The organism is Rhodococcus sp. NPDC056743, from assembly GCF_042790355.1.
Taxonomy (GTDB): domain Bacteria; phylum Actinomycetota; class Actinomycetes; order Mycobacteriales; family Mycobacteriaceae; genus Rhodococcus_F.
This window is the reverse complement of the sequence record NZ_JBHTZI010000001.1, coordinates 408,095-433,024: the sequence shown is the minus strand read 5'-3', so window position 1 is coordinate 433,024 and position 24,930 is coordinate 408,095. Positions and strand designations below refer to the sequence as shown.

Annotated in this window: 6 protein-coding genes and 1 pseudogene; 3 read left to right on the top strand and 4 right to left on the bottom strand. The window is 62.4% G+C overall.

What is annotated here, in order from left to right:
- Nucleotides 1-100: 100 nt before the first annotated feature.
- Nucleotides 101-1,354: a pyridoxal phosphate-dependent aminotransferase gene (locus ACFRFQ_RS01840; RefSeq protein ID WP_138870029.1), complete on the top strand. Its 1,254-nt coding sequence runs from the start codon at nt 101-103 to the stop codon at nt 1,352-1,354.
- A gap of 452 nt (nt 1,355-1,806) precedes the next feature.
- Nucleotides 1,807-3,078, top strand: coding sequence for a YibE/F family protein (locus tag ACFRFQ_RS01835; protein WP_378652387.1), 1,272 nt, complete (start codon nt 1,807-1,809; stop codon nt 3,076-3,078).
- 29 nt (nt 3,079-3,107) lie between these two features.
- Here the strand turns inward: ACFRFQ_RS01835 and ACFRFQ_RS01830 are convergent, their stop codons facing one another.
- Both ACFRFQ_RS01830 and ACFRFQ_RS01825 read right to left on the bottom strand, forming a co-directional pair.
- Nucleotides 3,108-4,694: an Hsp70 family protein gene (locus ACFRFQ_RS01830; RefSeq protein ID WP_378652384.1), complete on the bottom strand. Its 1,587-nt coding sequence runs from the start codon at nt 4,692-4,694 to the stop codon at nt 3,108-3,110.
- Between the two features lie 146 nt (nt 4,695-4,840).
- Nucleotides 4,841-6,159, bottom strand: a pseudogene (locus tag ACFRFQ_RS01825) (UDP-glucose dehydrogenase family protein).
- Nucleotides 6,160-6,303: 144 nt separating this feature from the next.
- Between ACFRFQ_RS01825 and ACFRFQ_RS01820 the strand changes: the two are divergent.
- Nucleotides 6,304-6,828: a low molecular weight phosphatase family protein gene (locus ACFRFQ_RS01820; protein WP_378652382.1), complete on the top strand. Its 525-nt coding sequence runs from the start codon at nt 6,304-6,306 to the stop codon at nt 6,826-6,828.
- 356 nt (nt 6,829-7,184) lie between these two features.
- Here the strand turns inward: ACFRFQ_RS01820 and ACFRFQ_RS01815 are convergent, their stop codons facing one another.
- Both ACFRFQ_RS01815 and ACFRFQ_RS01810 read right to left on the bottom strand, forming a co-directional pair.
- On the bottom strand, nt 7,185-8,750 hold the full coding sequence (locus tag ACFRFQ_RS01815; protein WP_378652379.1) for a polysaccharide biosynthesis tyrosine autokinase: 1,566 nt from the start codon (nt 8,748-8,750) through the stop codon (nt 7,185-7,187).
- Between the two features lie 129 nt (nt 8,751-8,879).
- Nucleotides 8,880-24,869, bottom strand: coding sequence for an amino acid adenylation domain-containing protein (locus ACFRFQ_RS01810; protein ID WP_378652375.1), 15,990 nt, complete (start codon nt 24,867-24,869; stop codon nt 8,880-8,882).
- Between the last annotated feature and the right edge of the window lie 61 nt (nt 24,870-24,930).

Below are 24,930 nucleotides of genomic sequence, written 5' to 3'. Positions count from 1 at the left end.
AACCGAGACACGCCGACCGAGAGACGAGCCAACCGAACAGACGGCGCCTTCGATCCTGCCCGGAAGAATCCACTTGCGCACAGGTGGAATCATGTAACTCGTGAGCACACCAGAACCCGTCCGCCATCGTCAGCCGCAGCGCGAGCTGGAGCAGTCGTCGAAGCTCCAGAACGTCCTGTACGAAATCCGTGGACCGGTGCACGCGCATGCCGCCCGGCTGGAGGCGGAAGGGCACCGGATCCTCAAGCTCAACATCGGAAACCCCGCACCGTTCGGTTTCGACGCACCGGACGTGATCATGCGCGACATGATCGCCGCGCTGCCCTACGCCCAGGGGTACTCGGAGTCCAAGGGCATTCTCTCGGCCAGGCGCGCGATCGTCACTCGGTACGAGCTGGTTCCCGGCTTCCCCGAGGTGGACGTCGATGACATCTACCTCGGTAACGGCGTGTCCGAGCTGATCACCATGACCATGCAGGCCCTGCTCAACAACGGCGACGAGGTGCTGATCCCAGCGCCGGACTACCCGTTGTGGACGGCAATGACCAGCTTGTCCGGCGGCACTCCGGTGCACTATCTGTGCGACGAGGCCAACGACTGGAATCCCGATATCGCCGATATCGAATCCAAGATCACCGACAAGACCAAGGCCCTGCTGGTCATCAACCCGAACAACCCCACGGGTGCTGTCTACTCGATGGAGATTCTCCAGCAGTTGGTCGACCTCGCTCGCAAGCATCAGCTTCTTCTGCTCGCCGACGAGATCTACGACAAGATCTTGTACGACGACGCGAAGCACATCTCGCTTGCCTCGTTGGCTCCCGACCTTCTGTGCCTGACGTTCAACGGCCTCTCGAAGGCGTACCGCGTTGCGGGCTACCGTTCGGGTTGGGTGGCGATCACCGGCCCGAAGGAGCACGCCGGCGGCTTCCTCGAGGGTCTCGACCTCTTGGCGTCGACGCGCTTGTGCCCGAACGTTCCGGGTCAGCACGCTATCCAGGTGGCGCTCGGTGGCCATCAGAGCATCGAAGACCTCATTCTCCCCGGCGGACGTCTCCTCGAGCAGCGCGACGTCGCGTGGGAGCGCCTGAACATGATTCCCGGCGTCTCGTGTGTCAAGCCGCGTGGTGCGCTATATGCGTTCCCGCGCCTGGATCCGAATGTTCACGAAATCCACAACGACGAGAAGCTGGTTCAGGATCTACTTCTTCAGGAGAAAATCCTGATGGTTCAGGGAACGGGCTTTAATTGGCCCGATCATGACCATTTGCGAATCGTTACTCTTCCGTGGGCCCGTGACCTTGCCGTGGCAATTGAACGGTTCGGCAACTTCCTTACGAGTTACAAACAGTAAAAGCTGGGAAACCCACTGGCCACGGCGGTGGACATTTGACCAGTTTCTTTTTCTACGAATGCCCCGCACAGATAAATGTGCGGGGCATTCGTGCGACCTTGGTCACAAATTTACGGAACCGATCGGTTTGGTTGAGTGTTTGACTAGTCGCGACCTGCCGCAATGTTAAAAACAGCGCAAATGGTCCGATATTCGTTGTAAATTAGTAGCAAGACATTGCACCAGATTGGTTTGAAATTGGGTACATTGGTTTCAGCACTTCGGTGCCGCGAGCACCTGGTATCCCTCCCCCCCTGTGGATACCAGGTTGGTGGCGGGGACAACCCCCCCTGTTCCCCGCCACCCAGCTCGAAACCTTCCGGCCTCACCGCCATTCACACCTCACAGCCATTCACAGCAACTGCCGCTAACATGGCACCGGTGCAAATCCCTAGTCCGACACTCAATTTCCGATGAGCCACGGTCACGGCCACGGCCACGGCCATGACGGTCCACTCCACATCGGAGCCACTGCTGCCCGCGTTGTTGTCGGCATCCTCACCGTCGTCGGTCTAGCCGTACTCGTCGGCGTCATTGCGCTCTGGCCGGACAAGGCCAACATCGACATCCCGTTGCCGTTTCAGAACTCCGACGGCGGGTCAGTGGTCACGGAGGCCGGTACGGTCACCCTTCAGGACATCGGCGCCTGCGGAAGTGTCTCGGCGGGAAGACCATTCGTCGGCGAACCGGCACCACCGGCAAATACGAGTTACCAGTGTCAGCGAAGCATCGTCGACATCGAATCGGGACCGAACGCCGGAACCCAGACACTGCTCGAGATCATTCCCGGCGCAGGCCAACCCGATTTGCGGGTCGGCGAGCACATTCGACTGCTTCGCCAAACCGATCCGACCGGAGCGACGCAGTATTCGTTCGAGGACTACTCCCGCGGGTTGCCGCTGACGCTGATCGTCGTGATCTTTGCCGTGGTGATCATCGCGGTGGCCCGGTGGCGTGGATTGCGGGCACTACTCGGGCTTGTGGTGGCGTTCGGCGTAGTGGTCGGCTTTCTGCTCCCCGCTTTGTTGGACGGAAAACCCGCAATACCCGTTGCTCTGGTGTCTGGCGCCGTCATTCTGTACGCCGTCTTGTATCTCGCCCACGGGGTCTCACTCCGAACCAGTTCTGCGCTACTCGGAACCCTCGCCGCCATGGTTCTTGCTGCGGTGCTGTCTTACCTGTCGATCGAACTGACACAACTCACCGGACTCTCCGAAGAGCAGAACACCAACGTGCAGACCTACATTCAGCACGTCGACATCACGGGACTCCTGCTCGCTGGCTTCATCATCGGCTCGCTGGGTGTGCTCAACGACGTCACGATCACCCAGGCGTCGTCGGCATTCGAGTTGGCGCAGTTGGACAAGGGCGCGACCCGACGCCAGGTCTTTGCCGGCTCGATGCGTGTGGGTCGCGATCACATCGCCAGTACCGTCTACACCTTGGTCTTGGCGTATGCGGGCGGCGCTTTGCCGTTGTTGCTGTTGTTCAGTGTCAGTGGTCGTCCGCTGGGCGACGTTCTGGTCGGCGACGCCGTGGCCATCGAAATTGTGCGGTCTGCTGTCGGCGGCATCGCGCTTGCGCTGTCCGTTCCGCTCACGACGGCGATCGCAGTGCTCCTTGCCCGTCCGCCGGGAAGTTCGACACCCGCTGCGGCGACCGGCGGTCGTCATTCCAAGCGATAGCTCACCAGCCTGGCGCTAGTTCAGACCCGCTAGTTCAGACCAGGGATGGGCGGCAGAACGGGAAGCAGGATCGGCGGCAGCCCCGGAATGTAGAGGGCCGGCGGCGGCGCGGGCGCGGGCGCTGGTGGGACGTACGGCGCCTCATAGGGAGCCTCGTACACGGGAGCTGCCTCCGTCACCGGAGGCGGCTCTGTTGTGGTGGTCGGTGGCGGCGGCGTTGTGGTGGTGGTCGGAACCGTCGTCGACGGAGTTTGTGTTGTGGTGACCTCGGTTGCTACCGGACCGGCTTCACCCGAATCGCCGAACACCTTCCCGCCGTAGCCCATTCCCAGGCCGACGATGACGATTGCGGCAACGACACCGGCTCCCAGTCCGGCAAATCGAAACTGCCTGCCGGGCTCCGGGGTGGCTGTCTCGTCGTGCGACGTGGCGGCGAGCCAGGTGGGTTGTCCCGCACTGACGTCCTCGTGAACAGCCGAGTACGCCTGGGCATCGACCATGACGGGTTCTTTGAAATCTGGTTCGTCACCGTCGTAGTCGGGGGCCGGGTGAGCCTGGGTGGGTAGCGGCTCGGGCTCGGGCGCCACCTGAGCGTGCGCGAGCGCGTGGACCGGCCCCGGCCCTGTCATCGTTGCCAGGCCGCCATGAGCAAAGGCCTGGACGGGCGCGGGCACCTCAGCGGGAGTGTTGATCGGGTACGGCGCGAAGATCGGCGCCACTGCCTGGGTCGCCACAGTCACGGCAGGCACAGCGGCGGGTTCTCGGCGGGGCGCGCCGTCTGCAAGCAGTGCGGCTCCCTGGGTGGCGAGAAGGTCTGGCTGTTCCGGCGCTATGACGGGGATTTCGATCCACCGTTCCAGCACGGTGCGAATGATGGGGACTCTGGCGCCGCCGCCGATCAGTACAACGGAGTCCGGGCGCCGACCGGAGGTGGCAATCACCTCACGGACCTCTCGGGCCAGAGCCTCGACGCTGGGCGCGACCAAGGACTCGAAGACTTCTCGCGACAGGAGTAGTAATCCGCCCGGTCCAGGGAGGCAGACGGCGCTTCGGGTCGAGAGTTGTTCCTTGGCCAGTCGGCTCCGGGCTTGGAGTTCTGCGATGCCTTCGGGATCCGTGGGCGTCGCGATGCGACGTCGCTCGGTCTGATCGAGGTAGACGAGTGCGTCGAACTGGTCACCACTGACTTGACTGGACCTGGCGGTGACGATGGTTGCGCCGGTGGTGCGATCGAGGACGTCGACGGTTGCGCCGGTGGCGCCGAGATCGATGACTACCAGGGTGTTCTGTGCGCCGAGCGTTCCCGGTTCCTCGAGCATCCGCAGAATTGCCGCCGATTCGGGTATCAGTCGGTAGTTGTCGATCCGGCCACGATCGAGCGCCTGGGTGAGGGCGCCGGCCTGGGTCTGATCGCGATAGACGACCGCGACGGAGTTGTCTTGGCCGGTGAATTCCGCGAGAGCGACGCGAATGGAATCCGCTGCGACGTCCTCGGGGATTTCGTGTCCGCGCATGATCGCTCGGGATCGAAATACCGGCCCACCGTGCTCCGGCGCTCCTGGGCGTGCCAAGCGCACAGCGCTCGCCCCCACTGTTACACCGAGCACCAAGTTCATGAGCCACCTTCGTCGACTGCAAACAGATCCAGGAGCAGATCCGTCACCTTCCGGCGGGAAGTCTACCCATTCGATTGCATCGGGGAGATGTACCGAGCCGAACCGACCGGACAGCTGGCAACTTGTCAGTTATTCTGACGTAGCTCTCATCGCCCTACCCCGCGATAAATCCAGCCGCCGATCGCCAGAGTGACGGGTCGAGACAGTTGCGGCCGTCAATGATCACCCGGCCGTGCACAACCGAATCCAGCTGTGACGGTTCAAGTTCGACAAACTCCGACCATTCAGTCGCAACCAGCACGACGTCTGCACGCTTGCACGCCTCTGACGTCGACGTTGCGTAGTTGAGCGTAGGAAAAATAGTCCGCGAATTCTCTATCGCCTTGGGGTCGTACACCGTCACGCTCGCGCCGTGCAGTTGCATCATGCCCGCGACATTCAGTGCGGGCGAATCGCGCACATCGTCCGATTCGGGCTTAAAGGCCGCTCCGAGGACTGCCACGTTCATTCCCAGCAAACTACCGCCGCAGGCCTGCGTCACCATCTCGAGGACCTTGGTTCGGCGCCGCATGTTGATGCTGTCCACCTCACGGAGGAAGGACAAGGCTTGGTCAACACCCAGCTCTCCGGCCCGCGCCGCGAACGACCGAATGTCCTTCGGCAGGCAACCGCCGCCGAATCCCAAACCGGCATTCAGGAAGCTTCGCCCGATCCGCGCGTCGTGCCCGAGGGCGTCAGCTAACACCGTGACGTCGGCTCCGGTTGCCTCGCAGATTTCCGCGATCGCGTTGATGAAGGAAATCTTCGTGGCCAGAAAGGCGTTTGCCGAACCTTTGACGAGCTCCGACGTCGCAAGGTCGGTGACCAGAAACGGGATGCGCGCGTCCAGCATCGCGGCATAGACATCCCGTAGGGCAGATTCGGCGGTGCCCGGGCGATCTCGATCGACGCCGACAACTAACCGGTCCGGACGCAAAGTATCTGCGACAGCTTTTCCTTCGCGCAGGAATTCGGGATTCCACGCCACCTCGACGCCGTCGCCTGCTGGTGCGGCGGCCCGAGCCCGCGCACCTAACCGGGCGGCCGTCCCCACGGGAACTGTCGACTTCCCGACAATGACGGCCGGACGCTCCAATAGTGGTGCCAGCGTGTCGATCACGGCATCGACATGACTCATGTCCGCAGCCTTCTCGCCGCGTTTCTGCGGAGTGCCCACACACAGAAAATGAAGATCGGCGAACTCCGACGCCTCCGCGTACGACGTCGTAAAGCGCAGCCGCCCGGATTCGAGATTCCGCGTCAACAGTTGTGCCAGTTCAGGTTCGAAGAACGGAACATGCCCGCCGCACAGCATTTCGACCTTCGCGGCGTCGATGTCGACGCCCAGAACCTCGTGCCCCAACTCCGCCATACACACGGCGTGGGTCAGCCCCAGGTACCCGGTCCCGAACACGGTCAGTTTCATGTGTAGTTCATATATCGCGGCGGCGGACGGGGCAGGAACACAGAGTGGTCGACGTGCAAACATTTCGAGACATCACGGTGCCGCATTGTGGCGGTGCCCCTCTATTGTGCCGCATTGTGGCGGTGCCCCTTTATGATTGAGGACATGCACATCCTCTTTGTCTGCACCGGAAACATCTGCCGATCACCAACAGGGGAACGCCTCACGCAGGCATTCGCGGAAGAAGCGGGAATCGCCGATCTCACGGCGTCAAGCGCTGGCACGCGCGCACTGATCGGACATCCGGTGGAACCGACTGCGGCGCTGGTATTGGAAGGGCTGGGAGGCGACCCCACCAATTTTCGCGCTCGCCGGCTTACTACGGCCATCGCGTCCGAGGCCGATCTCATTCTGGCTATGACAGAGCGTCACCGCGACAAGATCCTGGCGCTGGCACCGATACAGTTCAAACGAACTTTCACGTTACGTGAGGCTGCTCGGTTGGCAGAAGAAGCGGATGCAACAACGGTTGCCGAACTCGCAGTAGCTCGCCCGCGCTATCACGTTCAGGAAAGCGAAGACGTTGCCGACCCTATTGGTGCCGACGCGGAAACTTTCCACGCGGTTGGTTTGGAAATCGCCACTCTTCTGGGGCCTTTGCTACGGCGCATTGCCATTCCCGCTCAATAGGATTTCGTGTGCCGATTTCCCACGGCAAACATAGCCCTCAGACAGAAAACAGCCCCTGTCCAGCTCAGTTGGACAGGGGCTGTTCGTTACTTGCTATCCGCTGAGGCCGAATAGCGACCCGAAGCCTTCGCCGATGAATTGCAGAATGGCATCGATAGACGGCAAACCAATTTCCGAACTCAAAGCAAACAGGGAACCGAACATGCGACCCTCCGGATCAATCGATTGGAATGGCGAATTGCCACCGCCGTGATACTAACAATTTCCAGCACATTCCGGATATTAGGAATCAGCAAGAGGCGACAATTGCAGACTTAAGTCCCTAGGGGACCACACGACGGAACCGAAGAATACGATCAATCGCGGTACCGGTGGCCGTTCTCACTATTCTGGATTGAAAACTCCTGAGTTGGTGCATCGTCGAAATGCTGTTTGCCTTTGCTCGCTTCGACGGGCGGTGACGGCACCGTGACAGGAGTGGTCAGGACTTTTGCCGGAGCTTCCGACTTACCCGGTGTTGTCGGCAACGCTGCGGCTTCAGCGAGCGCGGGAACTGTTTTGTCGGTTTCGTAGTAGTACTTGTACTCGTAGCCGCCCCTCTTGTTGGCGGGGGTCATGGTGATGACGGTGCCGAGAATCCGTGCGCCGACACTCTGTAGATTGCCGACGGCCCGGGCGAGCTGATCCCGCTTGGTCCTGGCGTGGCGCGCAATTACCAAGGCGCCGTCGGACATTGCGGTCAGGACTGCGGCGTCCGTGACCGGAAGCAGCGGCGGCGCGTCGATGATGACGTACTCGTATCGATCACGAAGTTCTGCAAGAACCTGCCGGGAGTGATCGGTGCCGAGCAATTCGCTCGGGTTCGGCGGAATGGGCCCGGACGCAAGGACAACCAGATCACCGTGTGTTGTGGGCTGCAGTACGTCGTCGAGTTGCGCTTGACCGGCCAGGACCGAGCTGAGGCCGACGGTTCCGATCATCCCGAGGTACTTGGACACTCGCGGCTTGCGCAGGTCGCCTTCCACGAGGCAGACCGACTTTCCGGCCTCAGCGAGAACCAGAGCGATGTTGACGGCCGTCGTCGTCTTACCTTCTGCGGACAGCGAACTCGTGACAACGATAACGCGTGGCGGGTTGTCCACTTCGAGGAACTGCAGGTTGGTACGCAGCTCGCGGTAGGCCTCGGCGCTGGCAGAGTTGCCCTCGTTGAATTCGATGGTGTGCTTGGTCTGCATGTCCTTGTCGAACGGAATGGTTCCGACCAATGCGGAGCCTGCTACCTCTTCGACGGCCCGGCGATCCTTGACGGTGTTGTCGAGACGGTCACGCAAGACTGCAAGCGCAATACCCAGAAGCAAACCTACTGCTGCGCCAAGTGCGATGTTGCGCTTGGTGTTCGGCGATACCGGCGTGGTAGGTGTTCCCGCTTCCTGCTCTACGACCACCCGGGCCGCCGGGGTTCCACCCGTCTCCGGGGTTTCCAATTCCTTTGCCATCAAGACGAACTCGTCCGACAGCGCGTTGGCAATATCGCGCGCACGCTCGGGCGACGGATCCTTCACTCCCACGTCGATCAGAACCGTGTCGGGTGCCGACGTCGCCACAACACTGGCGGCGAGCTGGGCCGGCGTCATTCCGTCGACTGCATCACTGCCGAGCCGATCGATGGTGCGCTGCGCGAGAGTTTGTCCGGTCAGCAGCTTGGTGTACGACGTAACTCGTTGCTGTGACAGCAGGTTTCCCTGGTACGCCTCGTTGACGGAGCTTCCCAGCGTGGTGGACACGAACAGCCTGGTGGAGGCCTTGTAGATCGGTGTCGAGATCAGCGAAGCGCCCAACGCACCGAGAATCGCGACAACGGTGACAACAGCAATGATCTTCCAGCGCGCCTGCAATACCTTCAGGTAGTCCTGTACTTCCATCTTCAATCCCTTTCGGCTCACGCACTGAGCTGCGCGTTGGAGCGATGATCACAAGCGTCACGTCAGAACTCGCGACATTTGCCACATACCTGACATTCAATTGAACAGCAAATCCTTAGCCACTGCTTGCTACGTCACATCAGAATCCTCTCCATACCGCACCAGGTCAAAGATCTGGGAGAGAATCGATGGCGCCACCATCTCGGCGTGCGTGGCATCGACCGAATGTTCGCGAATAATCGCAACCCGATCCGACCACCGCTCGACCACATCGCGATGACGATGAACATCTCTCTGCGCAACAACAAAATCCACAATGCCGCGGTAGCTCCTCGGCTCGTGGTCGCTCGCCATTCTGGCCAGTTTCTCCACGCGCTCCGAAGCCGCTTCGAGTAGTTCAGCGGTCACAAAATCCAGATGAGCTCTGGTGCGGATTTCGTCGGCTGCCTGCGCAAAGGTCAGATCGGCGCGCGGCGCTTCCAGCTCGGTCAGACCGAGTTCGGCAAATAGCTCGCCAGCAGTGGGAGCGGCTTGAATCGCCGGTATTCTCTCCGGCGGCAACGTATCGAGCATGACAACCGATCCGACCCTCGCACCGGAATCCTCGAGCGCCACCGCCATCTCCTGCGCCACAGTTCCACCGAGCGACCAGCCGAGTAGGTGGTACGGGCCCTGCGGTTGAACAACCCGCACCGCGTCCACATACCGTTCGGCGAGCGCGCTGAGGGTTCCGGGCAGCTCACCCGCGCCCGTTGCCTGCACTCCGTAGACCCGGCGGCCACCCAGGTGCTGCGCCACACCGGCGTAGCACCACGCCAATCCGCTCACGGGGTGCACGCAGAAGAGTGGCGGACGCTGATCGAGTGGATCGCCCCCGAGCAGGACAACGGTGTCCATCGGATCGGTCTTGCCGCCGGCCTCGATACGTTCGGCGAGTTCGGCCACCGTCGGATCGGTGAAGATCCACTGAACCTGCACATCACGATCGAGCCGCGTGCGTAGCGTCGACGCGACGTCTACCGCACCCATGGACGTGCCGCCGAGTTCGAAGAAATTGTCGAACCGGCCAACCGTGTGAGCGGATGTGGTGTGCGCAAACGCTTGTGCGATGCACTCTTCCAGTTCCGATTCGGGTGGCTCGATCACACCTACGCTGAGACGCTCCGGCGCCGGCAAAGCCATCTTGTCGGTCTTTCCGGACGGCAACACCGGAACTGCGTCGATCACCGTGACTGTTGCGGGTACGAGGTGACTCGGCAGGCTTGCCGACGCAAACTTCCGCAGGCTACTCGAATCTGCCGATGCATCATCGAGCGTCACAAACGACGCGAGATCCCCAGCCGCCACAACGGTTACCGCAAACGTCACAGCAGGATGCCGGCGCAATACGGCGTCGACCTCGGCAGGTTCGACGCGGATGCCACGGATCTTCACCTGGTCGTCGTTGCGGCTCACAAATTCGAGGGCACCGTCGTTTCGCCGCCGTCGAACGAGGTCTCCGGTGCGGTACATCCGGGCACCGGGACGGTTCGGGTCGGCAACAAACCGCAGGGCTGTCCGCGCGGGTGCGTGGATGTATCCGCGGGCAAGGTTGTGGCCGGCGATGTAGAGCTCGCCGGTAACGCCGTCGGGAACGGGATGCAGCCGGGAGTCGAGCACCAGTGTCGACGCTCCGTGCACCGGGTCGCCGATTGCTGTGTCGCCGCCGGATATCTGCGTCGACGTTGCCGCCGCAATGGTGGTTTCACTCGGCCCGTAGCCGTTGAAGATCCGATGCCGCCGGGACCACCGTACCGCCAGATCGGCGCTCAGCATCTCTCCCGCCGACTCCACTGTCAGCGGTGAGATCTCGTTCGGGTCGAGTGTCGAGAGAACGGTGGGTGTTGCGATGAGATGCGTGATCTCGTGTGAGCGGATGAACTCGGCGAGTTCGGCACCCGCGAAGACATATTCCGGTGCCAGAACCAGTGTTCCGAGCGCGGCCGGCGCGATCATGAATTCGAGGACCGAGGCATCGAAGGTAGGTGATGCCAGCTGCAGGACGCGCATGGCGGTGCCCGTCTCGAACATTTCGAGGTGGGTGGCACACACATTTGCCAGGCCGCGATGAGACACCGCAACGCCTTTGGGTGTTCCAGTCGATCCAGAGGTGTAGATGACGTAGGCGAGGTTGTCCGGGTGAGCTGCGCGCGCGCCGGTCAGCGACGTTGTTGCAGTGCGATCGGACATCGCAATCCACGTCGGCGCCGAGGGCAGGGAGTGTGTGCCCGCCACACACAGTCCGAGGCTCGCCCCGCTGTCGGCAATCATCGCTTCGAGTCGCTGACGGGGCTGGTCCGGGTCCACGGACACCCAGGCGGCGCCGGACCGCGTCACCGCCCAGAGTGCAACTACCCACAGATGTCCGCGTCCGGTTGCAACAGCAACCACGTCGTCGGGCCCGATTCCCCGATCCACCAGTTCCTGTGCCCAATATGTTGATTGGTCGAAGAGTTCGTGGTAACTCCAGGCCATATCGCCGGCCTCGAGTGCGATGGCCTCGGGAGTATCTGCGAGCACATTGCCGAGGAGTGCGGCCAGAGTGAGCGGCGCGACATCTCCGCGACTACGCAGTGCCGGGTTCGCTCGGTCACCGAGTACGTCGATGTCGCCGACAACACTGTGCGGATCGGCCACCACTTCGCTCAGAATCCGAACGAACCTCGTGGCAAACAGTTCTGCTGTGGACTGCTCGAACAGGTCGGTGGTATACAGCAATCGCAGACGCACGCCGACGCCGGTGTCCGTCAGATCCCAGGTCAGGTCGTAATCGGCCGCAACGGGGGCTTCCCCGGCCAGCCGGAGCGGCTCGATTCCAGGCACACTCGGCAGATCGAGTGCCCGTTGATACGCCAGCATCACAGTGAAGAGCGGGTGTTCGTTTGCCTTGCGCGGCGGCGCGATTCGGGCAACCACGTCGTCGAAGGACACGTCGGCGTTGTCCATTGCCCCGAGGTCGACGCGTCGTACCTGGTCGAGGATGTCGGCGAACGGCTCGCGCGGACGGATCGTTGTCCGTAGCGCGACTGTGCCCACCGTCATTCCGACCATCGACTCCAGGTCCGGATCATTGCGCAGGCTGACCGCGGTGCCGACAACCACGTCGTCGGTTGCACTTTCACGGGCGAGCAGCACCGCAATCACACTGTGCAGGAGCATGAAGACGGTCACTCCCCGCGTGTGAGCCAGAGCTGTCAGCCCCGCGTACAGGTCGCCGTCAACCTCGGCGGACACGACGGAACCGCGTTGCGTGGGAGCAGCGGGGCGAGGGTGATCTGTCGGCAGCGCCATGACTCCGTCGACGCCGCGGAGAACGGTTGCCCAGTAGTCCAATTGGCGGGAAGCCAGTGTGGTCGGATCGTTCTTGTCGCCGAGCACGTTTCGCATCCAGACGCTGTAGTCCTGGTAGTCAACGGGCAGCGGTCGCCAATCCGGTTGATGCCCCGCACTTCTCGCAGTCAGTGCAACGGTGAAATCCGCGAGCACGATGCCCGTCGAACCACCGTCGAGGGCAATGTGGTGCACCACGACAACCAATGCCCGGGCGCCGGAGCCGTCAACCGTCAACTGCACGCGCATCGGCGGTTGGTGTTCCAGCTGGAAAGGTGCGGCCGCACAAAGCGCTGCGCCCTCGTACAGATCGTCGACCAGAACGGGGTCGAGATCAACTGCCGCGGGATCTGCGACTACTTGGTGTGGCCCAGCGGAATCAGCGGGAAAGACGGTGCGCAAAATACTGTGCCTGGCAACCACATCCGATATCGCTGCGGCCAGAGCGCCTACCTCGACATCCGGTCCGATCGTGACCGCAAATACCAAGTTGTATGCCGACGACGCCGGACCGAGCTGCGAGCTCAACCACATACGCTGCTGCGCCGGAGCCAACGGCACGCGGCTTTCGGCTGCCCGGCGGGTGAGCGGTGGCCGGGCAACAACGTCTTCGGCCGCATCGATCCAGCGAGCCAACGCCCGCGGCGACGGATTCTCGAAGACGGCGCCAACAGTTACGTCGCGGCCGAATACCGAGGCCAGCCGACCCGCGACCACTGTGGCGGACAATGAATCTCCACCGGATTCGAAGAAGTTGTGGAGCACGCCCAGGGCGCCGCCCGCGTGGTGCGACATCACTGCCGTCACCAATTCCTCTGTGGTAGTGAGCGGCCAGGTGTGGGGAGTGTTTTCTCCGAGGCGCGCATGCAGTGCGCTCACATCCACCTTGCCGTTGCGGGTGAGAGGCAACGCGTCGAGCATGACGATGCGGCCGGGCACGAGGTACCCGGGCAGCTGCGTCGCCAGTTCATTTCGGAGCGTGTCTTCGCTGGTTCCCTCACTCACGACGAATGCGGTGATCACATCGCCGACCAGGAGCACGGACGCAGCACTCACTCCGGGCAGCAACCGCGCCGCAGTTTCGATCTCGGCCAGTTCGATGCGCACACCGCGCACTTTGACCTGGCGGTCAGACCGGCCGACAAATCCCAATGCGCCGCTCGCTGTTCGGTGCACCAGGTCGCCCGTGCGGTAGCGTCGCTGCCCGCCCGGCGCCGCCACAAAGGCACTAGCGGTTGCGGCGGGATCGCCGAGATAACCCATCGCCAAACCTGGACCGTTCACGTACAGCTCCCCCACCCCGCCCAACGGGACGGGGCGCAGCGCACCATCGAGCACTTCGGCTCCGGTACCCGTGATGGGTTCACCAATTCCGGAGTCCGTGTCGACATCCGCCAGAGTGGCCACGACGCTGGATTCCGTGGGGCCGTACGCATTGAGCATCCGCGCGCCGGCACTCCAGGCGTACGCGGTCGCGGGCGAGAGAACATCGCCGCCCACGGCAACCACCTCGAGCAACGGCAGTGACGCCGGGTTCATCGTGTCGAGCACACCCGGGGTGGACAGTAGGTGCGTGATGCGGTGCTCTGCCACGAACTTTTCGAGGTCTCGGCCACCGTAAACGCCGGGCGGCGCTACAACCAATGATGCTCCGCTGCCGAAGGCAAGCAGCATCTCGAGCACCGCGGCATCGAAGCTGGGGTTGTAGCCGTGTAGGACCACAGAATCCGGTATGACGCGGTAGCGCTTCACAGCTTCGTCCGTAAGTGGGCCAAGGCCGCGATGAGTCACCGCAACGGCTTTGGGGTTGCCGGTCGATCCGGAGGTATGGATGACATACGCCGCGGCGTCCGGATTTTGCGTGCCGGGAACAGGGCTGACGGGCTGCAGCACCGACCGCAACTGACGCAGACGATCTTCGGGGAAATCCGGGTCGATCGGCGCAAAAGCCGCACCGGTCTTGGTTATCGCCCACAGACGGATGACGTAGTCGATCGACCGCACTGCCTTGATCTCGAGCACCGCGCCCGGTCCGGCACCGGCTGCCACCAGCTCCTGTGCCAATTCGTTCGACGCGTCGTCGAGTTCTCGATACGTGAGCATCTCGGTGCCGTCGTGCAGCGCAATGTTGTCGGGAAACGTTGTTGCGGTTCTGGTGAAGATCTCGCTCAGGGTCCGGGACGAATCAACGGGTGTCGCTACCCAACTTGGGGCCGATTTCGTTGATGCTTCCGCCACCACAAGCGAGGGGTCGGCCACCGCGTGCTGCACGACGTCCACAAACAGATCGGCCACCGATTGCGCAGTCGCGGCGTCGAAGAACTCCCGCGCGTACACAACCAGACCGTCCGTGTGGCCGTCCGGTCGTTCGGTCAGCGATACCTGCATCTCGAACTTGGCGGCACCTGTGTCGATTTCGGTAGCGCTGACTGTCAGACCGGCGATGTCGACATCCGGAATGGCGAAGTTCTGCAGTGCCAACGCAACCTGCGGCATCCGACCACCGAGCATCGAGGTCAAAGCTTCGACCGGAACATCGCTGTGCTCGAAGGCCTCCAGATCGTGCTCACGAACCTGTTCCACGAGCTGCAGCATCGTCGTGTCGCGCTTGATCCGGGCCCGTAGCGGGACCGTATCGACAAACATTCCGATCAGGCCGTCCAAGGCAAATGATGGGCGTCCGTCTACTGCGGTCGCGATCACCACCTCCGAGCTACCGCTCATCCTCGAGAGAACTGCCGCCAGTGTGGCGTGAAAAACCATGAAGGGTGTTGCCTGGGCCCGGCCCGCCAATTCCGCGATCGCCGACGTGGTGTGAGCGTCCAGCGAGAACGCCACACGCTCCGCAGTCCACGTCGTCGACACGGGACGGCGATCCGGCGTCAGCGGTGTCACCGAGGTGATGTCGACAAGTTCAGACTGCCAATACGATGCCGATTCTGTATCTGAATCCTGTTCCCACACTGCGTAATCCGCGTACTGAACCGGTAGCGGCTGCCACTGCGGAGCAGAACCTGCGCGGCGAGCCGAATAGGCACCAAGCACGTCGTGAACGATCGGAACCAGAGAGCCACCGTCTGCGGCAATGTGGTGCACGTTCACCGCGAGCACGTGATGATCGGACGCGAGCGTAAGCAGTGCGGCCCGAATCGGGAGCTGAGTGCTCACGTCAAAACCTTGGGATGCAAAGGCATACAGCTCAGCGTCCAACGAGTCTTCGGTGGCGGAACGGACTTCGAGCTTCATTTCCGCATCACGCAGAATCTGCTGTACTGGTGGCCGCTGCGGATAGAGGGTTCGCAGAATCTCGTGCCGCGTCAGCACATCACCGAGGGCGAGTTGCAGCGCCGCACCGTCAAACTCACCGCGCAGGTCAACCGCAACCGGCAGGTTGTAGGCACTGCTGGTGACGTCGAGGGTGTTGAGCACCCACATACGTTGCTGATTGCGTGAGAGTGGAATCTCTGCCGGACGGGAACCGGCAACAATGTCCGCCGCACCACGCTCTGAAACCGGCTCCTGCTCCAGCGCCGCAGCGAGTTCCGCGACGGTCGGATGTGCAAACAGCAGTCGCAGCGAGATATTCCGTGCCAGGGTGTTCCCCACCTGCGACGTCACCCGGGTAGCGAGCAGTGAGTTTCCACCATGGTCGAAAAAGTGTGTGCCGCGGCCGATGTGGTCGGTTCCGAGCACACTCGCGAAGACGTCGGCTACGGCGCGCTCGGTGGCGGTGCGCGGGGGCTCGAAGGGCAAGGCGGATATGTGGGGCGCCGGCAACGCGCGCACGTCGAGCTTGCCGTTCACCACCGGCGGATCGCTGTCGAAGACCACGACGGTACCGGGGACCATGTACGACGGCAGCGCATCGGCAAGCCTGCGGCGCAGGTCGTCACCATCGAGGTGCGCACCACGTTTCGGTCGCACATACGTCACCAGCATCGCAGTGTCGGCAGCGCTGGTGTGGAGAACCGTTGCGCAGAAGTCGACTTCCGTGATCGCTGCGATGGCCGCTTCGATCTCGGCGGGCTCGATCCGCACACCGTTGACTTTCAACTGTGCGTCGTTGCGGCCGAGGTAGTGCAGTCGGTAGCCGTTGCTCGTGTTCTTCCACATCACCAGATCGCCGGTGCGGTACATCCTGGCGCCGCCTGCGGTGGCAACAAAGCGTTCGGCCGTCCATTCCGGGTGGCCGGCGTATCCACGCGCAAGGGCAGCGCCCGCAAGGTAGAGCTCGCCCGCAACGCCGGGTGGAACCGGTTCGAGGAAGTTGTCGAGCACAACGGCGTCGACTCCGGATACCGGATACCCGATGGGGATGTCGCGGCCGTTTGCGATAAGCGGTTCTGACGCAACGGTGTACATGGTTGCCTCGGCCGGGCCGTAGCCGTTCACCACGCGTCGTCCCGGCGACCATCGTTCGATGATATCGGCGGTCAGACGCTCACCACCGAGCATCACCATCTCGAGGTCAGGCAGATCGTTGTCCTCGACCGTTGCCATCACCGTCGGTGTGATGCATAAGTGCGTGATCTGTTCGCGGCGAAGCAGTTCGGTGAGCGCGGGGCCGGCAAACTCGGCTTCCGACGCCAGTACCAGTGTTGCGCCGCTGGAGCCGGCGAGCAGAACTTCCAGGAGCGTCATGTCGAATCCCGGTGCGCCGCGGTGAAGTACGCGCGAGCCAACGCCGGTGCGGTAGCGAACGGTCAGATCGGCGTCGAGTGCTCCCAGCCCCTCATGAGTGACCACCACGGCTTTGGGAACGCCCGAAGTACCCGAGGTGAACACTACGTAGGCGGCGCAGGCTGCGGGGATCGTGTCCGTGGCTGCGGCACCAAGATCTGGGGACAGCACCGCGCTCAGCGCATCAAGGGTGCGCGACGCCGGTTGAGCGGGGTCGATCAAGGCGGGCGCCGCGCCGGTCTTGGCGATGGCCCACAACCGGACGATGGAATCGACAGTGCGATCCGCTGTCCACGGGATCACGCGTTCGGGACCGGCACCGCCGGCGCGCAAGTCTGCCGCGACAACGTCGGAGCGGCGGCCGAGTTCGCGATAGGTCAAGGCCTCGCCGTTACCGGTTACCGCAACCGCGTCCGGTTCGGCGCGCACACTTCGGGTGAGCATCGACGCCAATGTGGTTGTCGCGCTGGTCCCGATTCCTCTGGCCGGAACCAACGCGTCGCGCTCACCGGAGTCCAGAAGGTCGATCCGTCCGAGGATCACCGACGGATCAGCGGATACCTGCTCGAGCAAGCGCACGTACCGTTCCGCGAAGCGGGTGACCGTGTCGGCGTCGAATAGATCTGCGTTGTAGGCAAATTCAAGGCGCATCGGATGATTGTCGGCAGCGTCCGTGATGTTGAGCTGAAGATCGAAGTTGGCGTGTTCGAACTCTGCGACCATCGGGATAAGAGTCAGGCCCGGCAGTTCCCAGCTGGTCGGCCGCGGCGCCTGGAAGGACAGCGCGATCTGGAACAGCGGGTGGTGCGACGGCGACCTGGCCGGATTCAGCTGTTCGACCAACCTCTCGAAGGGCATGTCCGCGTGGGTATATGCGGCCAGGTCCTGCTGGTGGACGTGGCCGAGCAGCTCCGCGAAGGACGCGGTTCGATCGACCGTGGTTCGCAGAACCAAGGTGCCTGCAAACATTCCCACCAGATCGTCCAGCTTGGGATCGGAGCGGCCGGCCACCACTGTCCCGATCGGCACGTCGGCACTGTCGCTGTACCGCGACACGAGGGCGGCCAGCGCGGCGTGCATCACCATGAACGTGGTGGCGTTGTGTGATCGTGCCAGGGTGTCGAGCAGCCCACGCAAGGAATCACCGAGTTCGACCTGATGGAACCTGCCCAGGCCAGACGGCGTCAGCGGCCGCGGATGATCCAACGGCAACGTCACCTGATCCGGCAAACCGGCCAGGTTCTCCAACCAGTACGCAGCGACATGATCCAGAACGCCTGAATCATGCTGCCACACACTGTAATCAGTGTATCGAATCGGCAACGGCGCCCAGGACGGCGAGACAGCATTCGAGTGAGCGGTGTACGCGGTGACGGTGTCTCGAATCAAGGCGTCCATCGACCACGCGTCGGCCGCAATGTGGTGGATTACCAATGCCAGAACATGAGAGCGCTCGTCGACGCGGAACAGTTCGCCGCGAACCGGTGGATCAACCGTGACATCGAAGCTTGTTCCCACCAGCTCGGCAACCCGGTCCATGACCGATTCAGAGTTGACAGTCACGGGTTCGAGTGCAGGAGTGACCAGTTCGGCCTCGAGCACCACCTGACGCACACCGTCGACTCCCACCGGGTAGACAGTTCGGAGCGTTTCGTGCCGCTCGACGACGTCCACGGCGGCTTTACGCAGCGTCTTGGCGTCGACGTTTCCGTCGAGTCGCAGAATCACGGGAATGTTGTATCCGGCTGCGGTGGTGTCGAACTGGTTGAGAATCCACATTCGGTGCTGAGCCGGCGAGAGGATCAGTTCTGCGTCACTGCCGGCCGGTTCGAGTGCGATGCGTCGGCGGCCACTGCCGATCCTGGCGCTGATCCCGGCGGCCAATTCGCTGACGGTGGGCCGCTCGAATACCTCGCGCACATCGATGTCGGTGTCGAACACCGCGCTCAGCCGGGTGGACAGACGCGTCGCGATCAGAGAGTTCCCGCCCTGGTCGAAGAAACTCCTTGTGACGTCGACAGTTTCGAGGTGCAGGAGTTCACCGAACACTGCTGCGACGGTTTCTTCCATCGGGTCGCGTGGGGGCCGCCCGTGGGCTCGACTCGACGCAGGCTCGGGCAATCCCGCTCGGTCGAGTTTGCCGTGCGGCGTGATCGGCAGAGCGGGCAACGGCACGATCAGGGCGGGTACCAGGTGAGCGGGTAACTGGTTGCGCAGATCCGCTACAACGGCGTCCGTATCCTCGATGTCCGGCGCGATGTAAGCAACCAGCGCCGGTCCGGTCGGCAGATCACGTAGAACTACTGCGGCCGCGCTGATCTCGGGTCGACGCAAGAGCGCCGCTTCGATCTCACCGGGTTCGATGCGGTAGCCGCGCAGCTCCACCTGGCTGTCGGAACGACCGATGTAGCGCAGCGCGCCCCGGTACATCCGAACCCTGTCCCCACTGCGATACATCACCGATCCGGCAACTGCGGGTTCGGGAACAAACCTGGTTGCACTCAGCGACGGCTTACCGAAGTACCCGGAAGAGACCTGCGGGCCGGCAACATACAGTTCGCCGACCGTACCTTCCGGCACGGGCCGCAACGAACTGTCCAATACATACGTACGAAGTCCGGGAATCGCCGTGCCGATGACGGAATCATCGTCGGCGGCACCGGAAAGATCGAATGCCGTGACGTGCACGGTGGTTTCGGTGATTCCGAACATGTTCACGGCGCGGATCTCTCGATGACTGTCGAGCCAGCCGCGAACCGAGCCCACATCCAGGGCTTCTCCCCCGAAGATCAACAGTCGTACCGGCAGTTCGGTGGACTGCGTGATCGCGGCGAGTGCCTGAAACGCCGACGGTGTCTGATTGAGAACGGTGACGCCTTCGTCCACCAGCAACTGTGCAAACTGCGGGGTAGACCGGGCGACATAGGCGTCGACGGGAACCAGCCGCCCACCCGTTGTCAACGCACCCCACATCTCCCAGACCGAGAAGTCGAAAGCGCCGGAGTGGAACATCGTCCACACGTCGCCTGCGCTGACATCAAAAATCTTCTCGGTCGCCGCCAGCAACGCAATGACGTTGGCATGTGACACGACAACACCTTTGGGGGCGCCGGTGGAGCCGGAGGTGTAGATCAGATACGCGTCTTGCGCAGCTACCACAGCGCGGCGTCTGGCCAAGTCGGGATCGCCCACTGCCGCAACGTCGATCAGATCGCGGCCGAAGTTCGTCAAGCGGGGCACCGCAGATTCGGCGCAGAGCACGTGTGTTGGGGCGGAGTCGCCGAGCAGATACTCGAGGCGTGCGTCGGGATAGTCGAGGTCGAGCGGAACGTACACACCGCCGGAGCGAATTACCGCCAGCACCGCAATCACAAATTCCGGCGAACGCGATAGCGCAACGGCCACGCGGTCACCCACCCGAACGCCACGCTCGATCAAAGCGCCGGCGAGCACCACAGACCGATGTTCCAGCTCGGCGTACGTGAGGTGATTGTCGCCGACGCCAACTGCAACGGCGTCGCCGTGTGTAACCACCTGTGCCAGAAACAGTTCTACCAACGAGTCTGCCGAACCGGCAGGTTCCCGTACAACTGGCGTCAGCGCATCGTGTTCACTGCTACTCAGGACGTCGACAGCTCGAAGCGTGATATCTGGATCAGCCGTGACGGCTTCGCAGACTCGCAGCAGCCGGTCCATCCATCTCGACACGGTCTCCGCATCGAACACATCGGCGGCATAGGTGAGTGACCCAGCGATTCCTCCGGACGAGCCGTCGGGAAGACGTCCTTCACGGACGGCCATTTCGATGTCGAATCGAGCGTGATCGGGAGTGCGCCCCACACCGTGTGCCGTCGCCGAGCCAAGCGCCATATCGGCCTCGGTGCCAAACGCATCGAGAGCGAGAACCACCCGGAACAATGGATTCCGATTCTGGCCGCGGTTGGGTGCAACTCGATCGACCACCCAATCGAACGGCACATCCGCGTGTGACATCGCAGCGAGGTCGACATCCCGAACTTGTTCGAGGAACGCCGCAAACGTGTCCCCCGGCTTGGTCGCCGTCCGCAGCGCTACAGTGCCGGCAAACATGCCCACTGTGGAATCGAAGGCCGGGTGTGCGCGTCCCGACGTGGGAGTCCCGATTGCAAAATCTTCTGCGCCGGTGATCTTGTGGAGCAGTACTGCGAGCGCTGCGTGCAGCGCCATGAACGTAGTGGCGTTGTGCTCGCGAGCAATCGCTGTCAGCTGCGCATGAAGATCGGCCGATATGTCGAAAGCGATAGTGGCCGCGGGTGGTTCCGTCCCGATCACCCGTCGCCGGTCGGTGGGAAGAGCCAGGTGTGTCGGCAGCGCCCGAAGCGTGTTCTCCCAAAACGCAAGTTGGTCATGAGCAAGACTTCCCGGCTGGTCGCGGTCACCGAGTGCTGCTCGTTGCCACACCGAATAGTCGCGGTAATCCAGCGGCTGCGCCGGCCAGTTCGGGCTTTCGCCGCGAACGCGATCGTCATACGCACGAACTAGGTCACCTACCACCGCACCGAATGAGAGTCCGTCCACGGCTATGTGATGAGCAACGACGGTCAGGCGGTGGTCGTGTTCGCCGAACGACGCCAGCACCAGGCGCAGTGGCAGCTCGGCTGTGACGTCGAACCCGCGCCTGGCTGCATCTGCGGCTGCGCCGGCGTACTCGTCTGGGCCAACCTGCAGCAGGCTTGTCGTCGAGTCCGACAGGACTTGCACCGCAGTGCCTGCAGTTCCGATGGGATACACCGTCCGCAAGACGCGATGCCGATGTTGGATGTCGGTAAACGCCTGTTCGAGCGCATCGATGTAGAGCACTCCGCCGAGTGTCACCTCGAAAGAGATGTTGTAGGCGGAAGATTCCGGGGCGAGGCGTGCGAGCAGCCAGATACGTTGTTGCGCCAGTGACGGTTCCACCACGACATCAGCGTCGATCGCCACAGGTTCCGGCAACGCCGATCCTGCAGCCGATCGACGGAGGTGCTGCGCAAGCGCCGTCGGTGTCGAGGCCTCGAATACGTCGCGGACGCCGACGCGCGTCCGAAGCGCCTCGGACAGCCTGTTCGCGACGTACACCGCGGCCAGCGAATTCCCGCCTGCGGCAAAGAAATCAGCATCCGCGCTCAGGGATGCAACCCCGAGTACATCTGCCATCACCGTGGCAACAAGGGCTTCGTGGTGATCGACAGGCTGCAGCGCGACGTCCACTTCACGGTGCGGAGTCGGTAGCGCGTCACGATCTATCTTGCCATTTGTGGTGGTCGGCCACGAAGACACAACGGTGACCGAGGACGGCATCATCGCTGCGGGCAATACCTTCGCGAGATGCTCAGCCGCAAAGGATGTTTCGGAGACAATCGACGCGTCGGCGGACTCAGGCCCCTCATCGGCCGTGAGTACAACGTACGCAGCGATTTCACCGTCGCGGGCAACGGCCAGCGCCGACGCCACGCCCGAAACCGAAGTCAGTGCCGCTTCCACCTCACCGAGTTCAACCCGGACACCACGAATCTTGACCTGATGGTCTGCGCGCCCGACAAATTCGAGCTGACGCTCTGCCGTCCAGCGCACCAGGTCGCCGGTTCGGTACATGCGACTCGACGGGTCTCCGTACGGCGCCGCAACAAACTTCTCAGCCGTGAGGCCCGCCCGGCCCACGTATCCGCGTGCCAGCCCGGTGCCCATCACATACAGTTCGCCGGTTGCACCAATAGCGCTCGGCTGCAACCGAGCATCGAGCACAACGGCAGATACACCGTCGATGGGCCGTCCGATCGGCGGCCGCTGCGCCGAGTCCAGCGGATCGCTCATGAACGCGGTCACGCTCGCCTCGGTGGGACCGTACGAGTTGACGACACCGACGTACGGCGACCACCGCTCGATCAGTGCCGGCGAGGGCGACTCGCCCCCGACGTTGAGCATGCGCAGGTCCGGCAGGCCGCTCGGATCCATCGACGACGCCACCGCAGGCGTGGACAAGAAGTGCGTCACGCGTTCTGCGCGTAGGTAGTCGGCCAGATCAGCACCGCCGATCAAGCCGGGCGGCACCACTACCGCGGTCGCGCCGGTTCCGTGTGCAAGAAGGAGTTCCAGCACCGCAACGTCGAAAGCCGGTGAAACGAAGTGAGCAACTCGGGACGACGCGTCGACAACAAGGGTCCTCGAGTGGGCACGCAGCAGCGAAGTCGCGGCACGGTGCGTGACAGCAACACCTTTCGGCTCCCCGGTGGAGCCCGATGTGTAGACGATATAGGCGACGTCATCAATTGCCGCAGCGCGAATAGCACGTGTTTCGTCTTGATCGGCATCGTCGTAGTGGCCGGCGTTGATGTCCACCAGCGTGATACCTGTGGGCGCAGACCACGATCGCGGCGCAAGCACGACGCCTACTCCCGCATCCGCCAGCATGAATTCGATACGGTCGATCGGGTAATCCGGGTCGATAAACATGAAGGCGGCGCCTGATCGAATGACCGCGTGGAGGGCCACCACCGACTCTGCCGAACGCGCGGCGATGATCGCCACCACGTCACCAGCACCCATCCTGTGGTCAATCAGCTTGTTGCACAGAAAGGCCGACCGGGAGTGCAGCTCGCCATAGGTGATCGTTGTGCCGCCCGCGCGGACAGCCGGTGTTGCGGCACCGCCGGATCCTTCGGACAGAACTACGTCGAGCGTTTGGGGAGCGATGGCCGGCAATCCCCTACTGGGCACCAACATCGCGTAATCGTCAACGGTCAGTACACCAAGGCTGCCCACTGGAAGATCTGCTGGCGCATCGACAAGCTCGGCCAGGACCCGCACAAACTGCTGGTGGTGAAGCTCGAGGTCTTGCTCGCTGTAGACGCCCGGGTTGGCCTCGAATCCCAAACGAATATCGGCGCCGGCTACAGCTGGGTAGATACTGAAGAACAGGTCGTCGACAGGGCCGGACGTGAGAACGTGGAATTCTCCCACAACGTCGCCGAGGCGAATGGTGTTGTGGAACATCATAATATTGACCGCGGGTCCAGCCGAATCACGGGTTCCGCCGCGGCTGTCCGGGCCAGCCATGTCCTCGTAGCGGAATCTCTGATGGCGCAGGGCGCCGGTCAACTGTGTGGAGAGCTGATTCACCAGTTGGGCCGCTGACAATTGCGGATCCACCGACACGCGCATCGGAACGATGTTGGCGAGCATTCCACCGGAGCGTCTCATCGCGGCTGTCGTCCGCCCTGAAATAGGAAGACTCAGAGCAACTTCGGTAACTCCGGCCATGCGGGCCAGGTACACGGCGTAGGCACCGGCGATAACCGGAACCTCGCTGGTGTCCCACAGTTTCGCAACTTTGGTGATTCGCTTCGCGAGATCTGCATCCATGGTGCGAGTGAGCATCCGCTGCGGCATTGACGGTGCTGCGCGACGTTCCGTCAACCGCACAGGTTCTGGCATTCCGTCAACAAGTTCAGCCCAATAATTCCGGTCCGTTTCAAACCGGGAAGAAGTACGATATGACGCGTCCAACTGGTACAACTCATGTAAACCGAGTGCGCGCAGTGGCGGCACCTCAGTGTTTTTCACCAAATGCGTGTAACGATCTGCAACCCGATTCATCAGCGTCATTGCGCCATGTCCGTCGAGCACTAAATGGTGGGCATGCGAATACCAGAAGTAATGATTCTCTGATATGTGCAGCAAGCTCGCGAAAATGAGGCGATCGATCGACACATCTATCGGGCGCGAATATCGCTGAGCCATCCACTGACGCGCCTCTTCGGTCGGGTTGCCGCACCCTCGTAGGTCCACGTAGTTCAGGGAGTCTGAAATTGAATGATCAACGACTTGTTGTGGCGCAGCGTCAGTTTCGATCAGCCGCACCCACGCAGATTCAATCTCGCGAGACCCACGATCCGTAGCTTCGATCAACGCTGCGACGTCGATGAAGCCGCGAAGTTCCACATATTGGGCCACAACAAATGGCGTTAGCGGATTGAGCTGCTGCGCCAGCCAGAGAGCCTGTTGGGCACGCGACAGCGGGAAAGAATTCAAACCCGATACCTCCACCCTCATCAGCCCCGATTATGTCTGGAATATTCCGGCTGATCAGGTGAATCTAATTAAGCGCACAACA

Excerpts from the sequence above, each read along its gene's own strand:
- ACFRFQ_RS01835 (WP_378652387.1), top strand. The coding sequence starts at position 1,807 with ATGAGCCACGGTCACGGCCACGGCCACGGCCATGACGGTCCACTCCAC.
- ACFRFQ_RS01830 (WP_378652384.1), bottom strand. The coding sequence starts at position 4,694 with ATGAACTTGGTGCTCGGTGTAACAGTGGGGGCGAGCGCTGTGCGCTTG.
- ACFRFQ_RS01820 (WP_378652382.1), top strand. The coding sequence starts at position 6,304 with ATGCACATCCTCTTTGTCTGCACCGGAAACATCTGCCGATCACCAACA.
- ACFRFQ_RS01815 (WP_378652379.1), bottom strand. The coding sequence starts at position 8,750 with ATGGAAGTACAGGACTACCTGAAGGTATTGCAGGCGCGCTGGAAGATC.
- ACFRFQ_RS01810 (WP_378652375.1), bottom strand. The coding sequence starts at position 24,869 with ATGAGGGTGGAGGTATCGGGTTTGAATTCTTTCCCGCTGTCGCGTGCC.